16 protein-coding genes are annotated in these 19,876 nt (G+C 64.3%); 2 read left to right on the plus strand and 14 right to left on the minus strand.

Annotation, left to right across the window (positions count from 1 at the left end):
• Positions 1-3: 3 nt before the first annotated feature.
• The 14 genes from QMX96_RS11165 to QMX96_RS11230 all read right to left on the minus strand — a co-directional run bounded on the left by QMX96_RS11165 (position 4) and on the right by QMX96_RS11230 (position 17,023).
• Positions 4-3,696, minus strand: coding sequence for a tubulin-like doman-containing protein (locus tag QMX96_RS11165; protein ID WP_282361794.1), 3,693 nt, complete (start codon positions 3,694-3,696; stop codon positions 4-6).
• Positions 3,697-3,806: 110 nt separating this feature from the next.
• Complete coding sequence (locus QMX96_RS11170) at positions 3,807-4,211, minus strand: hypothetical protein (protein ID WP_054916013.1); 405 nt, start codon at positions 4,209-4,211, stop codon at positions 3,807-3,809.
• A gap of 15 nt (positions 4,212-4,226) precedes the next feature.
• The gene (locus QMX96_RS11175; protein WP_043862324.1) at positions 4,227-5,702 is read right to left on the minus strand and encodes a hypothetical protein; all 1,476 of its coding nucleotides are present in this window, start codon (positions 5,700-5,702) and stop codon (positions 4,227-4,229) included.
• Positions 5,690-7,141 (minus strand): hypothetical protein, encoded by a 1,452-nt coding sequence (locus tag QMX96_RS11180; RefSeq protein ID WP_282361796.1) that lies wholly within the window; start codon positions 7,139-7,141, stop codon positions 5,690-5,692. The genes QMX96_RS11175 and QMX96_RS11180 overlap by 13 nt, the downstream gene beginning before the upstream one ends.
• A gap of 184 nt (positions 7,142-7,325) precedes the next feature.
• Complete coding sequence (locus tag QMX96_RS11185; RefSeq protein WP_213606671.1) at positions 7,326-9,281, minus strand: DUF4105 domain-containing protein; 1,956 nt, start codon at positions 9,279-9,281, stop codon at positions 7,326-7,328.
• Complete coding sequence (locus tag QMX96_RS11190; RefSeq protein WP_043862327.1) at positions 9,278-9,598, minus strand: DUF2388 domain-containing protein; 321 nt, start codon at positions 9,596-9,598, stop codon at positions 9,278-9,280. Before QMX96_RS11190 ends, QMX96_RS11185 begins: the two co-directional genes overlap by 4 nt.
• A gap of 27 nt (positions 9,599-9,625) precedes the next feature.
• On the minus strand, positions 9,626-9,919 hold the full coding sequence (locus QMX96_RS11195; RefSeq protein WP_054916009.1) for a DUF2388 domain-containing protein: 294 nt from the start codon (positions 9,917-9,919) through the stop codon (positions 9,626-9,628).
• 114 nt (positions 9,920-10,033) lie between these two features.
• On the minus strand, positions 10,034-10,351 hold the full coding sequence (locus QMX96_RS11200; RefSeq protein ID WP_043862329.1) for a DUF2388 domain-containing protein: 318 nt from the start codon (positions 10,349-10,351) through the stop codon (positions 10,034-10,036).
• 239 nt (positions 10,352-10,590) lie between these two features.
• Positions 10,591-10,806, minus strand: coding sequence for a DUF1127 domain-containing protein (locus tag QMX96_RS11205; RefSeq protein ID WP_043862330.1), 216 nt, complete (start codon positions 10,804-10,806; stop codon positions 10,591-10,593).
• Positions 10,807-11,125: 319 nt separating this feature from the next.
• Positions 11,126-12,619 (minus strand): acetyl-CoA hydrolase/transferase family protein, encoded by a 1,494-nt coding sequence (locus QMX96_RS11210; RefSeq protein WP_043862331.1) that lies wholly within the window; start codon positions 12,617-12,619, stop codon positions 11,126-11,128.
• A gap of 178 nt (positions 12,620-12,797) precedes the next feature.
• Positions 12,798-14,234, minus strand: coding sequence for an NAD(P)(+) transhydrogenase (Re/Si-specific) subunit beta (locus tag QMX96_RS11215; RefSeq protein WP_043862332.1), 1,437 nt, complete (start codon positions 14,232-14,234; stop codon positions 12,798-12,800).
• Between the two features lie 2 nt (positions 14,235-14,236).
• Entirely contained in the window at positions 14,237-14,554 is a 318-nt protein-coding gene (locus QMX96_RS11220; protein WP_043862333.1) for an NAD(P) transhydrogenase subunit alpha, read from the minus strand.
• Positions 14,555-14,565: 11 nt separating this feature from the next.
• Positions 14,566-15,687, minus strand: coding sequence for a Re/Si-specific NAD(P)(+) transhydrogenase subunit alpha (locus QMX96_RS11225; protein ID WP_043862334.1), 1,122 nt, complete (start codon positions 15,685-15,687; stop codon positions 14,566-14,568).
• A gap of 409 nt (positions 15,688-16,096) precedes the next feature.
• Positions 16,097-17,023: a LysR family transcriptional regulator gene (locus QMX96_RS11230; RefSeq protein ID WP_054916008.1), complete on the minus strand. Its 927-nt coding sequence runs from the start codon at positions 17,021-17,023 to the stop codon at positions 16,097-16,099.
• 152 nt (positions 17,024-17,175) lie between these two features.
• Between QMX96_RS11230 and QMX96_RS11235 the strand changes: the two genes are divergently transcribed.
• Entirely contained in the window at positions 17,176-18,357 is a 1,182-nt protein-coding gene (locus tag QMX96_RS11235; protein WP_054916007.1) for an acyl-CoA dehydrogenase, read from the plus strand.
• Positions 18,358-18,371: 14 nt separating this feature from the next.
• Entirely contained in the window at positions 18,372-19,592 is a 1,221-nt protein-coding gene (locus QMX96_RS11240) for a CaiB/BaiF CoA-transferase family protein (RefSeq protein ID WP_043862337.1), read from the plus strand.
• Positions 19,593-19,876: the final 284 nt, after the last annotated feature.

A 19,876-nucleotide genomic window follows, 5' to 3' on the forward strand; every position in this document is an offset into this window, starting at 1 on the left:
TCCTCAGTTCACAGGCGGTGGCGCCATCGGCGCAACGGGCGGTGGGGTACCGACAGGCGGCGCTGCGGCGGGCGTCGGGGCGAACAGGTGGGCCAGCTCGGCGATCTGCCCGGCGCCCAGCCAGGCGGCCATGCCTTCGCGCCACAACAGGCTGTCGCGGGTCACCTGGCCGGTCTGCACGTACTGCTGCAGCTGGCTGGTGGTGTACGGGCCATAGTTGGTGCCGGCCACGCTCAGGTGGTAGCTGTACTGCGGTGCGGCCACCGGCGGCGGCACCATGCCGGCTGCGCCTGGTGGCGGCGGTGGCGCCATGCCCGGCATGGGGGCGGCAACTGGCGCTGTGCTGGCGGCCGGCTGGAACAGGCTGTCGAGCCAGCCGCTGGTGAAGAAGTCCTTGAGCAGGGTGCGCTTCTCGCTGTGCTCGTCGTGCACTTCGTCGCGGTACACATCGGCGCGCGAGCCGCTGACCGGCTCGGTGAACTGCTGCAGCAACGCGCGCGCCTGCTCGACAAGGCGCTCGGCGTTGTCCGGGGCCTGGCGCTTGAGGCGGTTGTCGTACTCGTTTTTCAGCAGCTCGGCGATCTTGTACGGGAAGGTCTGGTACAGCGACGACACGCCGATTTCGTCCTGGCGCATCTGCGGCTTGTAGGCGCCGCGGCGCAGGTCTTCGAACAGCGCGACCATGGCTGCCAGTTGCTGCGGGCTGCGCAGTTGCTCGTAGCGTTGGCGCAGCTGGTCTTCGATGTCCTTGCGCTGCAGCTGGTTCAGGCCGTTCTGGCGGATCGCGAACTCGTCACCGACGCTGAAGTAGTCCTGGTCGATCATCAGTTCGTAGCGTTCCGACGGGTTGCGGCGCAGTACCCCCATCACGACCGCGTGCAGGTACAGCTTGAAGTCCTCGGCGAACTGGCGGTACTGCTCCTGGGTGAACTGGATCGGCTGCACGAACTGGCTGATGCGCTTGTGGCTGTGCAGCGGGATGGTGGTGCTTTCCTTGCGGTAGCTGGCCAGGTAGGTCGGCAGCGGGGTCAGCGCCGGCAGAGGGAAGCCGCTGAGCTCGGTAAAGCAGATCAGCTTGCCCGGGGTGCCCGACTCGACGAACTGGATCTGCCCGGCGGTCATGCCGGTGCCCTGTGGCAGGCACTGGCCGAGCATGGCGCCATAGGTGCGCTTGAACTCATTGGCGTCCTGCACGCCGACCAGGCAGGTGTAGCGGTCCTTGCCGATGCCGAAGCCGCCGGTGAGGTTGAGCGGGGTCCACGGCATGGCACGTTGCAGCAGCTGGCGGAACTTCTCGCGCTGCTCGTCCGGGGTCAGCGCGGCCAGCGCACTGAGCAGCGGGTCGGTGCCCTGGGTCTGGCGCGGCAGTTGCTGTACGGCCTTGGCGCGCAGCTTGGACAGCAGCTCTTCCTGGCCCTCCTCGTCCTGCAGCTTGCCGAACAGGGTCTTGGAGCCGCCGAAGTCCTTGAATGCGTCCTTGGCCCACTCGCGCACCTGGGCGCCGTCCACCGGTTGCTCTTCGTTGTTCTGCACCAGCGCCAGGGGGATCAGCGTGGCGTGTTTTTCCTTGATGCTGGCGTCGATCTTGCTGATGTCGGTCTCGATCCGGCGCAGCAGATGGTCGACTGCGTTGCGCCCGTCCTGCAGACGACCGACGAAGCCGTTCCACACCGCACGACCGCTCTGGTCCACCGACTCCTTGCGGCCCAGCCAGTCGGACAGCTCGCGCAGCAACTGGGCCGCCTCGCGCGCGGCCACATGGCGCACGTAGAACAACAGGCTGTCGCGCAGGGTGTCCTTGACCTGGGTGAGCACGGTCTCGGCCTGCTTGTCCTTGCCGCTGAGGCGGGCCATCAGGCCGCCGCCGGTGGTTTCCTTGAGGCGCTCGAATTCGCGGGCCAGCTCCGAGGACTCCAGCTTCTCGGCCAGTTCCTTGAAGCGTGCGGCGTTCTTTTCCAGCGCCGGGATGATGCCGCTGCCTTCGTTTTCCAGGCGGTCCTTGAGCATCTCGACCAGGGCCAGGGTGTAGTCCAGGCCACCGCGCTCATCGTCGTCCAGGCGACGGAAGAGTTTTTCCGGCAGGGCGTCTTCGCGCACCAGCTCGGCCAGGCGGCGCTGGCGGTTTTCCTTGATGCGCACTTCGTGGTTGCGCTCGGCACTGTCGATGTTGCTGCCCTTGGTGTCGCGTTCCAGCTGCTGCTGGATCTCGCGCACGTGGGTCAGCCACTGGTCCTTGTCGGCGCCGCCGCTGTGCAGGCGTTCGAACAACGCTTCGACCTTCTGCTCGATCTGGGCGGTGATGCTGTTGTCGCCTTCCACCAGCAGCAGGTCGTCGGCGATCTGGTAGTGGGTGAACTCGCCGGTGGCCAGGGTCAGCTCGACCTTGGACAGGAAGTCCGGCAGTTCGGTGAAGGTACGCGGGGTGACGTTCAGCTGCTCGCGCAGGAAGTCGTCACGCTCGCGGTCGGTAGGACGGTTGTCGTTGGCCGAGGCGTTGGCGATGCCGAAGAACGCCTTGAGCATCTGCTGTACCTGACGGCTCAGGCGCACGTTCTGGCGCGCGTCGATCTGGGTGTCGAGCACGGCCTGGCCGAGCGAGGAGTACGAGCACGGGAAGCGCAGCTCGGTGTCGTCGCCGTAGTCCTGGGGCAGGCGCACAGTGTAGGAGCGGATCTTGTGCTGGTTCTGGTTGACCGCGATCGAACGCTTCTTGTTGGCGAAGTCCTGCGAGGTGAAGTCGGTGAACAGCACGTCCGAGAGCATCTCGTAGACGTCTTCCTGGTCGCTGGTCTTGGCCTGGGCGACGTTGCTGTTGTCGATGATGTAGACGTCATCGTACGGGCGGTTGTCGATGAACAGGTTGTCGGTGGCGTCCCAGTGCTTGACCAGACGGTTGCCGCGCATGCTGGTTTCCAGCTCCATCAGCGCCGCATAGCCGTTGGCCTGCACGCGCTCGGTGTTGTAGGCATGGAAGCCGCCGGGCAACACGAAGAACAGGTCGACCTTGCCGGCGATGTTGTGTTCCTTGAGGATCGCCTTGGCCAGGTAGCCCATGTCCAGGAACGAACCGGACCCGGTGCCGCCGGCCGCCGAGCCGCTGATGACGATGCGGATCTTGCCGGGGTCGATTTCCAGGCCGAGCTTCTTGAGCTTGTCGGCGTTGCCGCCGATGTTGGCCAGCAGGCGTCCGACCTTGTCGCGCAGCTTGTCGCGGATCACCGGGTACTTGTCGTAGAAGTACAGGCGCGACAGCGCACGGATCTGCCCGGCGCCCTTGGAGGGGTCGATGCCCAGGGCGCGGATCTTGTCCGGGGTCAGCGGGAACCATTCGGCCACTTCACGGTGGCGGTTGAGCTCGTCCATCGAGTGGGTGTACTTGCTCAGGTTGAGCGGCTCGATGATCTTCTCTTCGGAGGTAAAGGCCACTTGTTCGGCCAGCACGTCGGTCTTGATCGACTTGCCGTCCTGGGTGACTTCGCCAGCATCCAGGTCGAAGTTGATGAACTGCACCAGGGGGAAGTCGGCAATCTGCTGCACCTGGTTGTTGCCGCCCCAGATGGCATTGAGAATGCGCCGGCGCAGGCGAATGTTGACCTTCATGCCGGTACCGCCCAGGGCGATGAACAGCGTCGGGTGGATCTTCTCGCTGACCATGTTCAGCGCTGCCGGGCCGGAAGGTTGTGCATTCTCGTTCATCTGAAACTCCATGAGCCCTGGCTGGGCTGGCCGAATCGGGTCGGCGGGCTAAATCCGTGGATCAAATTGAAGCGTCAGGCCAGGCCTGACGCGGGCAGTGCAGGCCGGGCTCAGCGCTTGGCCGAGAAGGTCATCAGCCAGGCCACCAGCGAAATGCCGGCCACGCCAGCCAGTGGTGCAAGGTACAGCGGGGTGAGGAACTGACCGGAGTTGATCACCGCCAGCACGGCCATGGCCGAGACCAGCAGCAGGCCCAGGAAAAGGAACCAGCCCGAGGCGTTGGCGCGGCTGGGGGCCACGCGCTCGCGCACGCGCCAGTTGGCGTAGGCGTTCTTGATCACGAAGAAGATCAGCGCCAGTACCACCAGCACGGCCACGCCGATCAGGGCGTCACGGCTGTCGACCTTTTTCGGGCCCAGGTCCATCAGCGGCGCCGGAACGCTCAGGGTGGAGGTGGTGGTGGCCGGTGCGGCGTCGTTTTCTACGGGGGCTGGCAGGGAGCTGGTCTGGGTCATGATCGGGGTCCTGGGTTATTTGAGGCGCACGGCGACGTCGGCGGCGAGTTTTTCGAGGGTGGCGCCGAACAGGCCGCGCTTTACGGTCGCGACCTTGTTCTGCCGGGCGTCATAGACGCTGGCGCTGCTGAACGGCTTGAGCGGGTATTGCTGGGCGATGCCTTCGACCATCACCGTGACCGGCTTCTTGCCGCCGATCAGGGCCTTGGCCAGCAACAGGCCGATCAACGCCAGCACCAGCAGGGCCAGCAGCAACAGCACCGGGCCCAGCGGGTAGCTGATCTGCAGCACGATCGGCAGGCGGGTGGCCGAAGCGCTGGCTTCGCTGGACGGCAGGAACACATCGGGCAGTGCATCGTTGGGGAACAGCTCGTTCATGCGCTCGATGAACTGCTGGGAAATCTGCAGTTGCTGCTCGCTCAGGCGCACTTCGATGGCCCCGGCACGCTGGTAGCCGCTGGACAGCAGCACTTCGCTGGACCACTGCGACGGCAGCGGCGGCAGTTGCAGGCTGATCGACAGCTCGTCGGAGCGGGCGCCGGGTTCGAGGTTCTCGATGCGGTCCATCGAGATCGCCGACTGCAGGGCTTCGCCGGGCATGTCCAGGCTCATCGCGACCTTGGCCGAGTGGATCTGGTAGGGGTTGAACTGGTTCTCGAAGCGGCCCAGCAACACCGCGGTCTTGGGCGAGCCGTCGACGTTGATGTTGAGCACCACGGTCTGCTGGTCGGGGGCCAGCTCTGCACTGACGTCGGGGGTGTCCTTGACGCCGGTCGGGATGAAGCGCACGGCGGCCTGGGTCAGCGGCTTGAGGCGTACACGCGCGTCGTTCAGCAGTTTGGCCAGGGCCGGCTGGGCCAGCACCTGTTCCAGCGCGGCACCGGCATTGGCGCCGTAGGCCAGGGCGTAGATCATCAGGCCGTTGGCTTCGAAGTTGCTGCTCTTGACCGGCATCTTCTGCGGGAAGGCGGCGATGCGGCTGATCACGTCTTCCTTGTGCAGCAGGTCGTAGAACTCGCGGTTCTTGAGCTGGGTCTCGCTGCTGTTGTTGGGGCTGTTCTTGTTGTTGGTGACGATCCAGATGATGCCTTCGCGCCCTTCCAGGCCGGTCTTGATCGCGGCCAGCAGGGCTTCCTTGAAGTCGGTGTCGGCATAGGCGCCACTGGCCTTGCGTGCCAGGGCCAGGGCATTGACGCTGTCACCGAGCTTGGCGTGGGTGCCGGGGCCGCGGTAGGTCCATTGCGGCGAGGGGTGGCTGCTGTCGGCCTGGTTGAAGGCGCCGATCACCACTTCGCCGTTGCCGGCGGCGGTGGCGGCCAGTTGCGTGATCAGCGGTTTGAAGCCCGAAGCCGGGTCGAGGTAGAACGGCTCCATCCAGCCGGAGTTCTGTACCAGAAACACCTGGCGCAGCGGTTGCGCCTGGGCGCTCAGGCACACCAGGCTCAGGGCCAGCAGCAGGCCACGGCGCAGCAGGCGGTTCATGCGTTCCATCGGTAGAGCGCTCCAGTCGAATCGATGTACAGCCACAGGGCGTTGTCGTGGAAGAACCACTGGGCGTTCCAGGGTTGGGCCACTTTGAGGGTGATGCTCAAGGGCGGCTGGCCCACGCGTTCCAGGCAGAACTGGCTGTCGATGGCCTGGTCGTTGCCGAAGAACTGTTGCAGGCTCGACGGCCACTCGACGCGCACCGACAGCAGGTACTGGCTGTCGATGAACTCGATGAAGGGGAAGACCACTTCGCGCCGGGTGGGGGTGTTGTCGACGTCGTGCTCGCCCCAGGGCGCATCCAGGCGCACGTTGAACATGTAGTTCAGGTGCCCGGTGCTCAGGCGCGAGCCTTTGACTTCCTTGCGTTCGTCCGAGTCCAGGCGCAGGCAGTACTGCTCGCTGCCCTCGAACAGTTGCTGCCAGATGCCGTAGCCGTTGACGAACGGCGGGCCGTATTCGGGGCGGGCCTGGGCACCGGCGGGCCAGCTCAGCCACTGGGCGTCCAGCTGTGCGCCGAGCTTGACGCTGAGGTAGCCGTGGGCGCCGATCCACAGCAGGCGCCGCGAGGCCGGGTCGCGCAGTGGCGCGGACAGGCCCTGCAGGTGCGCCGGGTTGGCGTGGGCGATGGGGTGCAGGGTCCACTGTTCATTGTGGCGTGCCACCAGGCTGAAGCTGCCGTCGGGCATCTGCTGCGGGATCAGTACCTGGTCGTCGAGATCGCCGGGGGCGGCGATGGCACGGCCCGGGCAGCGGTCGACATGGTAGCGGCCATCGAGCGGGTCGACGCGCACCTCGGTGGCACCCTCGTCACAGGCCAGCAGCAGGCGTTGCTGTTCGCCCACCTCGCGCAGGCTCACGCCCCACGCCCAGCTGGGCAGGCTGCAACGGCCGATCGGGGTGCTGTGCGGCAACAGCGCCGCCCACTCCTGGGCCTGGCGCTGCCAGCGGAACAGGCTGCCGTCGCGGGCCAGCGCAAACAGCGCCTCGCGATGACCGCCCAGGTTGGCGACGAGAAAATTCAAGCCGTTCTTGCGTGGCAGCTGGTCGTACTTGTGCGCGGTGTTCAGGCTGCGCGGGGTGGCGCCGTCCAGCTTGCGGTACAGTGCGGCGAGGGTGTGCTCGGCACCGTCGAGCCGGCAACTGCCCTCCACCACCCGGCGTCCGCTACCGTTGCCATAGGGCGGCAACCAGCGTTGCTGGCGGTCGAAGCGCACGGGCGTGAGGGCTGTACCGGTCTGCGGGCAATGGCGGAAGCTGGCCGGCAGCCAGCCCTGCGCACCGGGCGCCTGCTGCGCACCGACGAGAAAGTCCAGGTCGGGCTGCGCGTCTTCCAGCGCCTTGCCGGCGACGTGGGTCAGGGAGAACCTGCCATGGGCATCCTGCAACCAGCGTTGCCCATCCAGCGACCACTCGTACTCGCGGTCGTCTCCGACTACGTCCATATAATCCCACCATGCCAACGGTCGTCCGTGCGCGGCAGTGCCTGCTTGAGGTCAGGCCGTCACGTCGAAAGAAAGAGGTTCTGCGAAATGTCCCGGCGCCTTTCGGCGGGGCGCAATGGCAGCCAAATGCCATTTTTCAAGCGGCGAAATAGTGGCACAGGCAGTTACAAAGTCAACTACCGACTCAGGGCAATTGCAGCCCGCCAGCGGCCTTGTGCAATGCGCGCAGGTGTTCGCCGAGCTGCTTGAGGTTGGCTTCGACGGCGGCGATTTCGGCGGCGCGCTCGGGGCCGAGCAAGGCGCGTACTTCCTTGTCCAGGTCGCCGGTCAGGCGCTGCAGTTGCTGCTGGCGCTGGCTGCTGGCCTGCTCCAGCTGCTGGCGTTCGCTGGCCTGGGGCAGCCCGTAGCCGCTGCCGCTCAGCAGTTCGGCCGGTTTGCTGAGAAAGCCGCTGTTGGCGAGGATCTGCTGCAGGGTGCTGTTGGCCTGGGCCACGTTGGTGTCGTTGAGCTCGCGACCGCTGAGGTAGCGCTGCTTGACCTCGTCCTGGGCCAGTAGCAGCTGGCGGCGCAGGCCGGCCTGTTCCAGCAGCAACAAGGCCGCGCTGGTGCGCAGGTCGGCCTGGGCGAACCATTGCTGGCGCTGGGCGGGTGGCTGTTCGAGCCAGGCCTCGACGCTGGCCTGCGGCACCGGCAGGTGCTGCTTGAGCACCTGGAACATGGCCTGATAGCGGTCGCGGTAGGAGTCGAAGCGGTAGCCCAGGCGCAAGGCTTCGCGCGGGTCGTCGAGCACGCTCATGTCGGCCAGGCCACGACCCTGCAGCACCTCGAGCAGGCCATTGGGCATGATGCTGTCGAGCCCGGCCAGGCGCGGGTTGCCGGTGCCGCTGCGCAGCAGCTTGAGGGTTTCGACCGCGCAGTTGTTGGACAGGAAGTAATAGTGGCCGTCGTAGTTCCAGTGCATCTCGGCAGCCTGGCGCACCAGGTCTTCGATTTCGTCCCGGTCGAGCTTGAGCGGGATCGAAGCCAGGCTGCGCAGTTCGGTCTTGGTGTACTCGTCGATCACCTGTGCCAGTGGCAGCACGAACAGGCGCGAGGGGTAGGCGCCGGTCAGGCCGTCCCAGCTCGATAGCTGCACGTCGTTGACGAAGGCACGGTACGAGAGCACCAGGTGCTGGTCCAGGTCCAGGCGGCAGTCCGGACCGCGTGGGCGCCCCGGCGCGCAGATCACCAGGCGCAGCATGCTGTGGCCCCAGCGGCTGACCCAGTTCTGGTTGGCTTCGGCCAGCAGGAAGTCCACGGCATACACGCGTTCGGGGTCGACCTGGCCCAGCGGCTGCTTGTCGAAGTCGTTGCCGGCGTTGAGGAACGGAAGCCCCGGCGCGCACTCGGCAGCGGCAGGCGCCCAGTCGAAATGCTCGCGCAGGTACTTGTAGAGGGCCGGGCGGCGACAGGCGTAGCTCGGGTCGAGGAGGAAGTACTCCATGTTGACCGCGATGAATTCCTTGGGGCTGCTCAGCTCGTAGCTGTCCGGGGTGCGTGCGATCTGGCGGTTGTGCTGTTCGCGCTCGCCACGCCGGCCCACGTATTGCGGCCAGCCGGCGAGGTCGAGCAGGCGCGGGTCGTCGCTGAGGGTGAAGCGGCGTTCGGTCTGGCCGCGGCATTCATCGGGCAGCCCCACCTTGCCCAGGCTGGTGTTCTGGCGCACGCAGCGGCTGATCAGCCGGCGCTCGGGCGCTGGCCACAGGCGGGCGCGGTCATACAGGTGGGTGAGCTCGTGGAGAACGGTAGCCAGCAGCTCCTGGCGCACCGTGCCATGCGGCCGGCCGGTCTGCGCGGTGGCAGCGCTGCCATCGGTGAGGCCCGGCAGCAGGTGCCGGTTGAGCTCCAGGCTCGATACCAGCGACGCCTGGCCATAGGCGTCTTCGGGCATGCGGGTGGTCCAGGAGACGTCGACGCGGCGGTCCAGCTCAGCCTTCAAGCGTGGCGGCAGGGCCTGCAGGGCTTCGTCGAGCAATGCCTGGCTGGCCCGCTGCTGTTGCGGGTCGAGGCCGTCTGCCTGCAGGTGCAGTTGCAGGTCGGCCAGCGCAGGGGCGCCGAGCAGCGTCAGTACGCTGCCCAACAGCCAGGCAAGGGGTTTCACAGCGACAGGATGGCTTCGGCCAGCACCTGGTCGCTGGCGTCGCGTGCTTCGGGAACGCGCTGGCGCAGGGTATCGAAGGCAGCTTCCAGTTGCGCGCCACGGATATCGCCACGGCTGGCGACGAAGCTGGCGGCGTCGTCACGGGCCTCGCGCACGACCTTGGAGTCGCGGATCGAGGTGGTGGTGTCGGAGGTGAAGTCGATCGAGCGGCCAAAGGCACGCACGATGATATTGCTGGTGGCCACCAGGGTTTGTGCCTGGACCACGTCGGCCAGCAGCATCAGGCCGAGGGTGGCGGCAATCAGCGGTTTACGCATGGAGCATCTCCGGAAAATCGGTTGTGATCATTGGACGAGAATTGCCTGCGCCAGTTCAAGGTCGCTGGCATGAAGTTCGGGGGTGTGCTGGCGCAGTGCGTTCAGGGCGGCTTCCAGCTGTGCGCCACGCAGGGCGCCGTCGCTGGCGACGAAGGCGGCGGCATCGTCGTGGGCGGCCAGGATCAGCTTGCGATCGAACGGGGCGGTGGTCACCTTGCTGGTGGCGTAGCCCGCAATCACAAGGCTTTGAGTGGTCAGGTCGAAGGCCTGGGCGGCAGTCGACGCGCAGAGTGCGAGCAGCAGCGGTAGCAAATAACGCATGAGGTCTGGTTGGCTGTGAAATCAGGCGGCAAGGCTATCCCAATGCGCGGGTGGGGACCAGCGCAGGGTACCCGGCTTTTACACGTTGTTACGTGTACCGGGCCCTTGCGCGGTTCAGATGGCCAGGATCGCCTGGGCCAGTTGGGCGTCGGAAGCCTGCAGGGTCGGGGCCTGCTGGCGGATGTGGGCGAAGGCGCTTTCCAGTTTCACACCGCGGATGGCGCCCTGGCTGGCGACGAAGCTGGCGGCGTCGTCACGGGCGGCGCGCACGATCTTGTCATCGCGCAGCGATGAGGAGGCATCGGAGGTCGCGTTGGTGGAGGCGGCAACGCCACGCACCACGGTATCGGTGGTGACCACGAAGCTGGATGCGTGGGCAGTGGAGGCCAGGGCCAGCAGCATTGCGGCGCCAAGCAGGCGGGTACGGGACATGGTCGATCTCCTGAATATGGGCCCGGCTATTATGCAGCAGGTGGTGCAGTGGCGTCTGCTTCGCCGGCTCCTGCAGCGCAGCCATACGATTGTACTGGTGATATTTTGGTTTATAAAAACTGTACTGGTATTGGGTTCGAAGGCTCTGGCGCGGGCCTTTCAAACAAAAAACCCGTCAGCAGTCACCTGCGACGGGTTTTTGAATTCGGGGGTGCCGGCGTTGGCCGGCGGGCCCTGCATCAACGCCAGAAAGGCTTGCTCAGCTCTTCGTAACGTTGTGCTTCGCTGATACCGGCATCAGCCAGCAGGCGCGAGTCCAGGCGAGCCAGTTGGTGGCGGCTGGCGATGCGGCGTTGCCACAGCATCAGGTTGGCCAGCAGGCGCAGTGGCAGCGAACCCTGGGATTGTTGAGCGTTGTTTTCAAAAGCCAGATCGGAACTGAGTGTACGTTCCATGGTGTCATCCTTCCGCTTGTGGCGGCATTAGGTAGTGATTTAACTGATGCCAATGATCCTCCTGTGTCGTCCATAACAGTAGATACAGTTCACCTGCATTGTGATGGGCCAGTTAACTGTTTATGCAGACTGTTGCACTCGGATTGGACGCAACTGTACCGGTCCGCACTGAAATGGTGCAATTTAGGGTCAATGAGGGGATTTTGCGTAGGAAGGTACCGTCAAAACACCGGTACAGTAGAACAGTTTGTGTAATGGTTGGGCGGGGCAACTGTACAGCCGGTGCGCATTGCGCGCCACCGGCTGTACAGGGACGGCTTCAGCTGGCCAGCATGCGCCCGGTTTCTTCCAGGTTTTCATGCCACTGCAGGGCTTCGCGCAGGATGTGCGGGGTGTGCCCACCCTTTTCGCAGGCGCGGGTAAAGTAGTCGTTCAGTGCGTCGCGGTAGTCCGGGTGCACACAGTTGTCGATGATCACCCGGGCGCGCTCGCGCGGCGCCAGGCCACGCAGGTCGGCCAGGCCCTGCTCGGTGACGAGGATGTCCACGTCGTGCTCGGTGTGGTCCACATGGCTGACCATCGGTACCACGCTGGAGATCGCGCCGCCCTTGGCGATGGACTTGGTGACGAAGATGGCCAGGTGCGCGTTGCGCGCGAAGTCGCCCGAGCCACCGATGCCGTTCATCATGCGCGTGCCGCACACGTGGGTGGAGTTGACGTTGCCGTACAGGTCGAACTCCAGTGCGGTGTTGATGCCGATGATGCCCAGGCGCCGTACCACTTCAGGGTGGTTGGAGATTTCCTGCGGACGCAGCACCAGCTTGTCCTTGTAGCGCTCCAGGTTGCCGAACACGTCGGCGTTGCGACGGGTCGACAGGGTGATGGAACTGCCCGAGGCAAAGCTCAGCTTGCCGGCGTCGATCAGATCGAAGGTCGAGTCCTGCAGCACTTCGGAGTACATGGTCAGGTCTTCGAACGGCGAGTCGATCAGACCGCACATCACCGCGTTGGCGATGCTGCCGATGCCGGCCTGCAGTGGGCCGAGCTTGTTGGTCATGCGCCCGGCGTCGACTTCCTGCTTGAGGAAGTTGATCAGGTGGTTGGCGATACCCTGGGTTTCGTCGTCCGGCGGCAATACGGTGGACGGCGAGTCCGCCTGCTCGGTGATGACGATGCCGACGATCTTGGCCGGGTCGATCGGGATCGCGGTGCTGCCGATGCGGTCATCGACTTTCACCAGCGGGATCGGCGTGCGGGTCGGCCGGTAGGTCGGGATATAGATGTCATGCAGGCCTTCGAGGTTGGCGTTGTGCGCCATGTTGATCTCGACGATGACCTGCTTGGCGAAAATGGCGAAGCTGGCCGAGTTGCCCACGGAGGTGGTCGGCACGATGTGGCCGTCTTCGGTGATCGCGACCGCTTCGATGACCGCGATGTCCGGCAGCTTGAGCTGCTGGTTGCGCAGTTGCTCGACGGTTTCCGACAGGTGCTGGTCGATGAACATCACCTTGCCGTCGTTGATGGCCTTGCGCAGGGTGCTGTCGACCTGGAACGGCATGCGACGGGCCAGCACACCGGCTTCGGTCAGCTGCTTGTCGAGGTCGTTGCCCAGGCTGGCGCCGGTCATCAGGCTGATTTTCAGCGGCGACAGCTTGGCTCGCTCGGCCAGTGCGTGGGGCACGGCCTTGGCTTCGCCGGCACGGGTGAAACCGCTCATGCCGACGGTCATGCCGTCCTCGATCAAACCTGCGGCATCGGCCGCACTCATTACCTTGCTGTGCAAAGAGGACAAGCGAATACGATCACGGTACATGGATTATTATCTCGGGCTACTAAAGCTAGATGCGCAGTCTATTGATTTCGCCTGTCGGCGTCCCGCGACCAAGGTCGAATGCGAAGGCCTGAAGTAGAGCCTTCTGTCGGCTGGGCGGGCATGAAAAAGCCCCAGCCGGTACCGCGCTGGGGCTATTTGTCACAGCCTTTTCAAGGGCTTATTCCACGGCTTTGACCATGTCTTCGATGACCTTCTTGGCATCGCCGAACACCATCATGGTCTTGTCCAGGTAGAACAGTTCGTTGTCCAGGCCGGCATAGCCGCTGGCCATGGAGCGCTTGTTGACGATGATGGTCTTGGCCTTGAAGGCTTCGAGGATCGGCATGCCGGCAATCGGCGACTTGGGATCGTTCTTGGCCGCCGGGTTGACCACGTCGTTGGCACCGAGCACCAGTACCACGTCGGCCTGGCCGAACTCGGAGTTGATGTCGTCCATCTCGAACACCTGGTCGTAGGGCACTTCGGCCTCGGCCAGCAGCACGTTCATGTGCCCGGGCATGCGCCCCGCCACCGGGTGGATCGCGTACTTCACGGTCACGCCGTTGTGGGTGAGCTTTTCGGTCAGTTCCTTGAGCGCATGCTGGGCACGGGCCACCGCCAGGCCGTAGCCGGGCACGATGATCACGGTGTCGGCGTTGCTCAGCAGGAAGGTGGCGTCGTCGGCCGAACCGGATTTCACCGGGCGCGCCTCCTTGGCACCGGCCGGGCCGGCCGCTTCTGCAGCGCCGCCGAAGCCGCCGAGGATCACGTTGAAGAACGAACGGTTCATCGCCTTGCACATGATGTACGAGAGGATCGCGCCGCTCGAACCCACCAGCGAACCGGCAATGATCAGCATCGAGTTGTTCAGCGAGAAGCCGATGCCCGCCGCTGCCCAGCCCGAATAGCTGTTGAGCATCGAGACCACCACCGGCATGTCGGCGCCGCCGATCGGGATGATGATCAGCACACCCATCACGAAGGCCAGGGCCAGCATCAGGGCGAAGGCGGTCAGGTTGCCGGTGAAGGTGAAGATCAGGCCCAGGGCGATGGTGGCCAGGCCCAGCACCAGGTTGAGCTTGTGCTGGCCGCTGAACTGTACCGGCGCGCCCTGGAACAGGCGGAACTTGTACTTGCCCGACAGCTTGCCGAAGGCGATGACCGAACCCGAAAAGGTGATCGCACCAATGGCGGCGCCAAGGAACAGCTCCAGGCGGTTGCCGACCGGAATCGGGTCGCTGATGCTGGCCACGATGCCCAGCGACTGTGGTTCGACCACGGCAGCGATGGCGATGAACACGGCCGCCAGGCCGATCATGCTGTGCATGAAGGCGACCAGTTCCGGCATCTTGGTCATTTCGACGCGTTTGGCCATGATCGAGCCGGCAGTGCCGCCCACCAGCAGGCCGACGATCACGTAGCCGATGCCGTCGGTGGCCAGCTGCGCGCCCAGTTTGTAGATCAGGCCGACGGTGGTGATCACCGCCAGGGCCATGCCGAGCATGCCGAACAGGTTGCCGCGCCGCGAGGTGGTCGGGTGCGACAGGCCCTTGAGCGCCTGGATGAAGCACACCGAGGCGACAAGGTAGAGCAGGGTTACCAGGTTCATGCTCATGTTTACTTCTTCCCCTCAGCCTTCGCGGCCTTTTTCTTGAACATCTCCAGCATGCGCCGGGTGACGAGGAAACCGCCGAACACGTTGACCGCTGCCAGGGCCACCGCGAGGGTGCCCATGGTCTTGCCGAGCGGGGTCACGGTCAGCGCGGCGGCCAGCATGGCGCCGACGATGACGATGGCGGAGATGGCGTTGGTGACCGCCATCAGCGGGGTGTGCAGCGCCGGGGTCACGTTCCATACCACGTGGTAGCCCACATAGATGGCCAGCACGAAGATGATCAGGTTGTAGACGCCGTGAGAGATCAGCATGTCTTCCATTGTCTGGCTCCTTATCCGTTCTTGCGGATGACCTGGCCGTCGCGGCACATCAGGCACGCGGCGACGATGTCGTCTTCGAGGTTGATCGTGAGGGCGCCGTCCTTGTCGAACAGCAGTTTCATGAAGTCGAGCAGGTTGCGTGCATACAGGGCCGAGGCGTCCGCACCGACCTGGGCTGGCAGGTTGGTGGGGCCGACGATGGTCACGCCGTTCTCGATCACCACCTGGTCGGCCACGGTCAGCGGGCAGTTGCCGCCCTGTGCGGCGGCGAGGTCGATGACCACCGAGCCCGGCTTCATCTGCGCCACGGTTTCGGCGCTGAGCAGGGTCGGTGCCTTGCGCCCGGGGATCAGCGCGGTGGTGATGACGATGTCGGCCTGTCTGGCGCGTTCGTGCACGGCCTGGGCCTGACGCTGCATCCAGCTGGCGGGCATGGGCCGCGCGTAGCCGCCGACGCCTTCGGCGCACTCGCGTTCCTCATCGGTTTCATACGGCACGTCGATGAACTTGGCGCCGAGCGATTCGATCTGCTCCTTTACCGCCGGGCGCACGTCCGAGGCCTCGATCACCGCACCCAGGCGCTTGGCCGTGGCGATGGCCTGCAGGCCGGCCACACCGGCGCCCAGGATGAGCACGCGGGCAGCCTTAACGGTGCCTGCGGCAGTCATCAGCATCGGCATGAAGCGTGGGTAGTGATGCGCGGCCAGCAGCACGGCCTTGTAGCCGGCGATGTTGGCCTGCGATGACAGCACGTCGAGGCTCTGCGCGCGGGAGGTGCGCGGCGCGGCTTCGAGAGCGAAGGCGGTGATCCCGCGTTCGGCCATCCTGGCAATCACGTCATTGTTGAACGGGTTGAGCATGCCCACCAGAACGGTGCCGCTGTTGATCTGGCCCAGTTCGCTTTCGTTGGGCGCCACAACCTTGAGTACAAGCTGTGCGCCAAACGCATCGGCAGCGCTGCCGATGGTCGCGCCTGCTGCTTCATAGGCACTGTCGGGCACGCTGGCATTGACGCCCGCGCCACGTTGCACAGTGACCTGATGACCCTGGCCGATCAGTTTCTTGATGGTTTCGGGGGTGGCAGCGACACGTGTCTCGCCCGTCTGCGTTTCGAGAGGAACACCAATGTGCACGTCAATTTCTCCTGCGTGATCTTTTGTTGGTAAACCAGCGCACTGCGGATGGTGCGTCTGGGGCGGCCGATCAGCACGATCCCGCCCTGAATCCGGGCGGGGCGCGGCATTTTGCAGGCGATCCTGAATCGCTTCAACCGGTTCTGAAGGGTGACGAACGATAAACTACAAGTCACCCTGTGACCGAATGTCGCACTAAACGGCCTGAAGCCCGCGAACCGTGGGCTTCAGGGACATTACGCAAAATTTGAAATTTTTTCAGACAAATTTCGCGAAAGCGCATTTGTGCACAGGCTTTATGTCGCGAAGGCCCCGTAAACAGCAGGGTTAAGGGGTGTTTTGGCGTGCACCGGAACAGTCTGCTCATTTGCGACATTTTCGTATATCTGTAGGGCTCGATATTTGCTGACTACGGGGTCAACAAACCGCTCTGATCCTTGTGCTGCGCGGCATAGCGCTGGGCCTCGGCTACCAGCCAGTCGCGAAAAGCACGCAGCGAGGCGGATTCCACCTTGCGCTCCGGGATCATCAGGTAATACGCCTTGATGCTCGACAGCGCATGCGGGTTGGCAATCACCAGCCTGCCCTCCCCCAGTTCATGCTGGATGAGAAAGGGCGGGATCAACGCCACGCCCATCTCGTGCATGGCGGCCTGGGCCAACATCGAGAATAGCTCATAGCGCGGGCCGGTCATGTCGCGGGCCACGTTCATTTCCAGGCTGTTGAACCACTGGCGCCAGGCATAGGGTCGGGTGGTCTGCTGCAGCAGCGGCAGTTGCGCGAGGTCCTCGGCGCTAAGGCTAGCCTGCCCTGCCAGCAAGGCCGGGCTGCACACCGGCACGGGGTTCTCGCCCATCAGGCGGTGGGACTGGGTACCCGACCAGTCGGCGTCGCCAAAATAGATGGCGGCGTCGAAGTGGGTGTCGGCGAAAAGGAACGGACGGGTGCGGTTGGTCAGGTTGACGGTGACTTCGGGGTGCAGGCGCTGAAAGTCCTTCAGTCGCGGCAGCAGCCATTGCGTGCCGAAGGTCGGTACCAGGGCCAGTTCGATCACGTTGGCGCCCTGCTGGCCCATCACCGACAGGGTATCGCGCTCCACCGCGTCCAGCTGGGTGGCGACGCGGCGGCTATAGGACAGGCCGGCTTCGGTGAGCTTCACGCCACGGCGCGAGCGTCGAAACAGCTCCACATTCAGAAACTCCTCCAGCCCGCCCACCTGTCGGCACACCGCGCCCTGGGTCAGGGAGAGCTCCTGGGCCGCCTTGGTAAAGCTTTCGTGGCGGGCTGCAGCCTCGAAGCACACCAGGGCCGTGGTGCTGGGGATCTTGCGCCGCATATACGTCAACCTCACTAATCAGTCGTAAAAATGGCCGTTGGTGCCGTTACGAAGTGAGAAATTATCACAAGACTATGCGCAATCCTCGTTTGTCGCCACGCCCGTTACGGCCTAGGATCAACCCACGACAAAACGTTTCCGAGGATTCGCACATGGCTGGCAAGGCAAGCTTCAACTGGATCGACCCGCTGCTGCTCGATCAGCAGCTCACCGAAGAAGAGCGCATGGTGCGTGACAGCGCGTTCCACTTCGCCCAGGACAAGCTCGCCCCGCGTGTGCTCGAAGCCTTCCGCCATGAGCAGACCGACCCGGCGATCTTCCGTGAAATGGGCGAGGTTGGCCTGCTGGGTGCGACCATCCCCGAGCAGTACGGCGGCAGCGGCCTCAACTATGTGTGCTACGGCCTGATTGCCCGTGAAGTGGAGCGTATCGACTCCGGCTATCGCTCGATGATGAGTGTGCAGTCTTCGCTGGTGATGGTGCCGATCAACGAATTCGGTACCGAGGCGCAGAAGCAGAAGTACCTGCCGAAGCTGGCCAGCGGCGAGTGGATCGGCTGCTTCGGCCTCACCGAGCCCAACCATGGCTCCGACCCGGGCTCGATGATCACCCGCGCCAGGAGCGTCGACGGTGGCTATCGCCTGAGCGGCAGCAAGATGTGGATCACCAACAGCCCGATCGCTGACGTGTTCGTGGTGTGGGCCAAGGACGATGCGGGCGACATTCGTGGCTTCGTGCTGGAGAAAGGCTGGGAAGGCCTGAGTGCCCCGGCGATTCACGGCAAGGTCGGCCTGCGTGCCTCGATCACCGGCGAGATCGTGATGGACAACGTGTTCGTGCCTGAAGAAAACATCTTCCCGGATGTACGTGGCCTGAAGGGCCCGTTCACCTGTCTCAACTCGGCGCGCTATGGCATCTCCTGGGGCGCCCTGGGTGCAGCGGAAGCTTGCTGGCACACCGCGCGCCAATACACCCTGGACCGTCAGCAGTTCGGCCGCCCATTGGCCGCCAACCAGCTGATCCAGAAGAAGCTGGCCGACATGCAGACCGAGATCACCCTGGCCCTGCAAGGTTGCCTGCGCCTGGGCCGCATGAAGGATGAAGGCACTGCTGCGGTCGAGATCACCTCGATCATGAAGCGCAACTCCTGCGGCAAGGCGCTGGACATCGCCCGCCTGGCCCGCGACATGCTGGGCGGCAATGGTATCTCCGACGAGTTCGGCGTGGCCCGCCACCTGGTCAACCTCGAGGTGGTCAACACCTATGAAGGTACCCATGACGTGCACGCACTGATTCTGGGGCGTGCGCAAACCGGTCTGCAGGCTTTCTATTAATAAGGAGCCAGCCCATGGGCGCGCTATCTCATCTGCGGGTGCTGGATCTGTCGCGAGTGCTGGCCGGACCGTGGTCCGGACAGATCCTCGCGGACCTGGGGGCCGAGGTGATCAAGGTCGAGCGTCCCGGGGCGGGCGACGACACGCGCGCCTGGGGCCCGCCGTTTCTCAAGGACGCCTATGGCGAGAACACCAGTGAGGCGGCCTACTACCTTTCGGCCAACCGCAACAAGCAGTCGGTCACCATCGACTTCACCCAGCCCGAAGGCCAGCAACTGGTACGCGAGCTGGCGGCCAAGTCCGACATCCTGATCGAGAACTTCAAGGTTGGCGGGCTGGCGGCCTACGGGCTGGACTACGAAAGCCTGCGGGCGATCAACCCGCGGCTTATCTATTGCTCGATCACCGGCTTCGGCCAGACCGGACCCTACGCCAAGCGCGCTGGTTATGACTTCATGATCCAGGGCCTGGGTGGCCTGATGAGCCTTACCGGCCGCCCGGAGGGTGAGGACGGTGCGGGGCCGGTGAAGGTCGGGGTGGCGTTGACCGATATTCTCACCGGGCTGTATTCGACGGTGGCGATATTGGCCGCCCTCGCCCACCGGGATCACGATGGCGGCGGGCAACACATCGACATGGCGTTGCTGGATGTGCAGGTGGCTTGCCTGGCCAACCAGGCGATGAACTACCTGACCACGGGTGTTGCGCCGCGTCGCCTGGGTAATGCGCACCCGAACATCGTGCCTTACCAGGATTTTCCTACCGCCGATGGCGACTTCATCCTGACCGTGGGTAACGACGGGCAGTTTCGCAAGTTCGCCGAGGTGGCCGGCCAGCCGCAGTGGGCGGATGACCCGCGGTTTGCCACTAATAAACTGCGTGTTGCCAACCGCGCCGAGCTGATCCCGCTGATTCGCCAGGCCACGGTGTTCAAGACTACCGCCGAGTGGGTCAGCCAGCTGGAGCAGGCGGGTGTACCGTGCGGGCCGATCAACGACCTGGCGCAGATGTTCCAGGACCCTCAGGTGCAGGCGCGTGGCCTGGCCATAGAGATTCCTCACCCGTTGGCCGGCAGCGTGCCGCAGGTAGCCAGCCCTATTCGTTTGTCCGAGACGCCGGTGGAGTACCGCAATGCACCGCCGCTGCTGGGGGAGCATACCGAACAGGTGCTGATGCAGGTGCTGGGGCTGAAGGGTGACGAGGTGCAACGCCTGCGTGGCGCTGGCGTGCTGTAGGCGCCCTCTCCTATCTATATAGAGGGTGGCGAGGGCTGATTTGATAAAGTTTCAAATTAGCCCTTGACGCACGATTTAATCTCTCTATAATTCGCCCCACTTCCGGCGCAGTCGGAACGAAAAACTCCTTGAATATCAACGAGTTGGACGTTTCAGGTCAGGCTGGAGGTGCTTCGATCGAAAGATCGGCAGCGGTGAAAAAGGTGGTTGACAGCAGGTTGTAACGCTGTAGAATTCGCCTCCCGCTACGAGAGATCGAAGCGAGTCAAGTGTTTGAAGTGAAA

Origin of the sequence: Pseudomonas sp. PS01300, assembly GCF_029960155.1 — a bacterium.
GTDB lineage: Bacteria > Pseudomonadota > Gammaproteobacteria > Pseudomonadales > Pseudomonadaceae > Aquipseudomonas > Aquipseudomonas palmensis.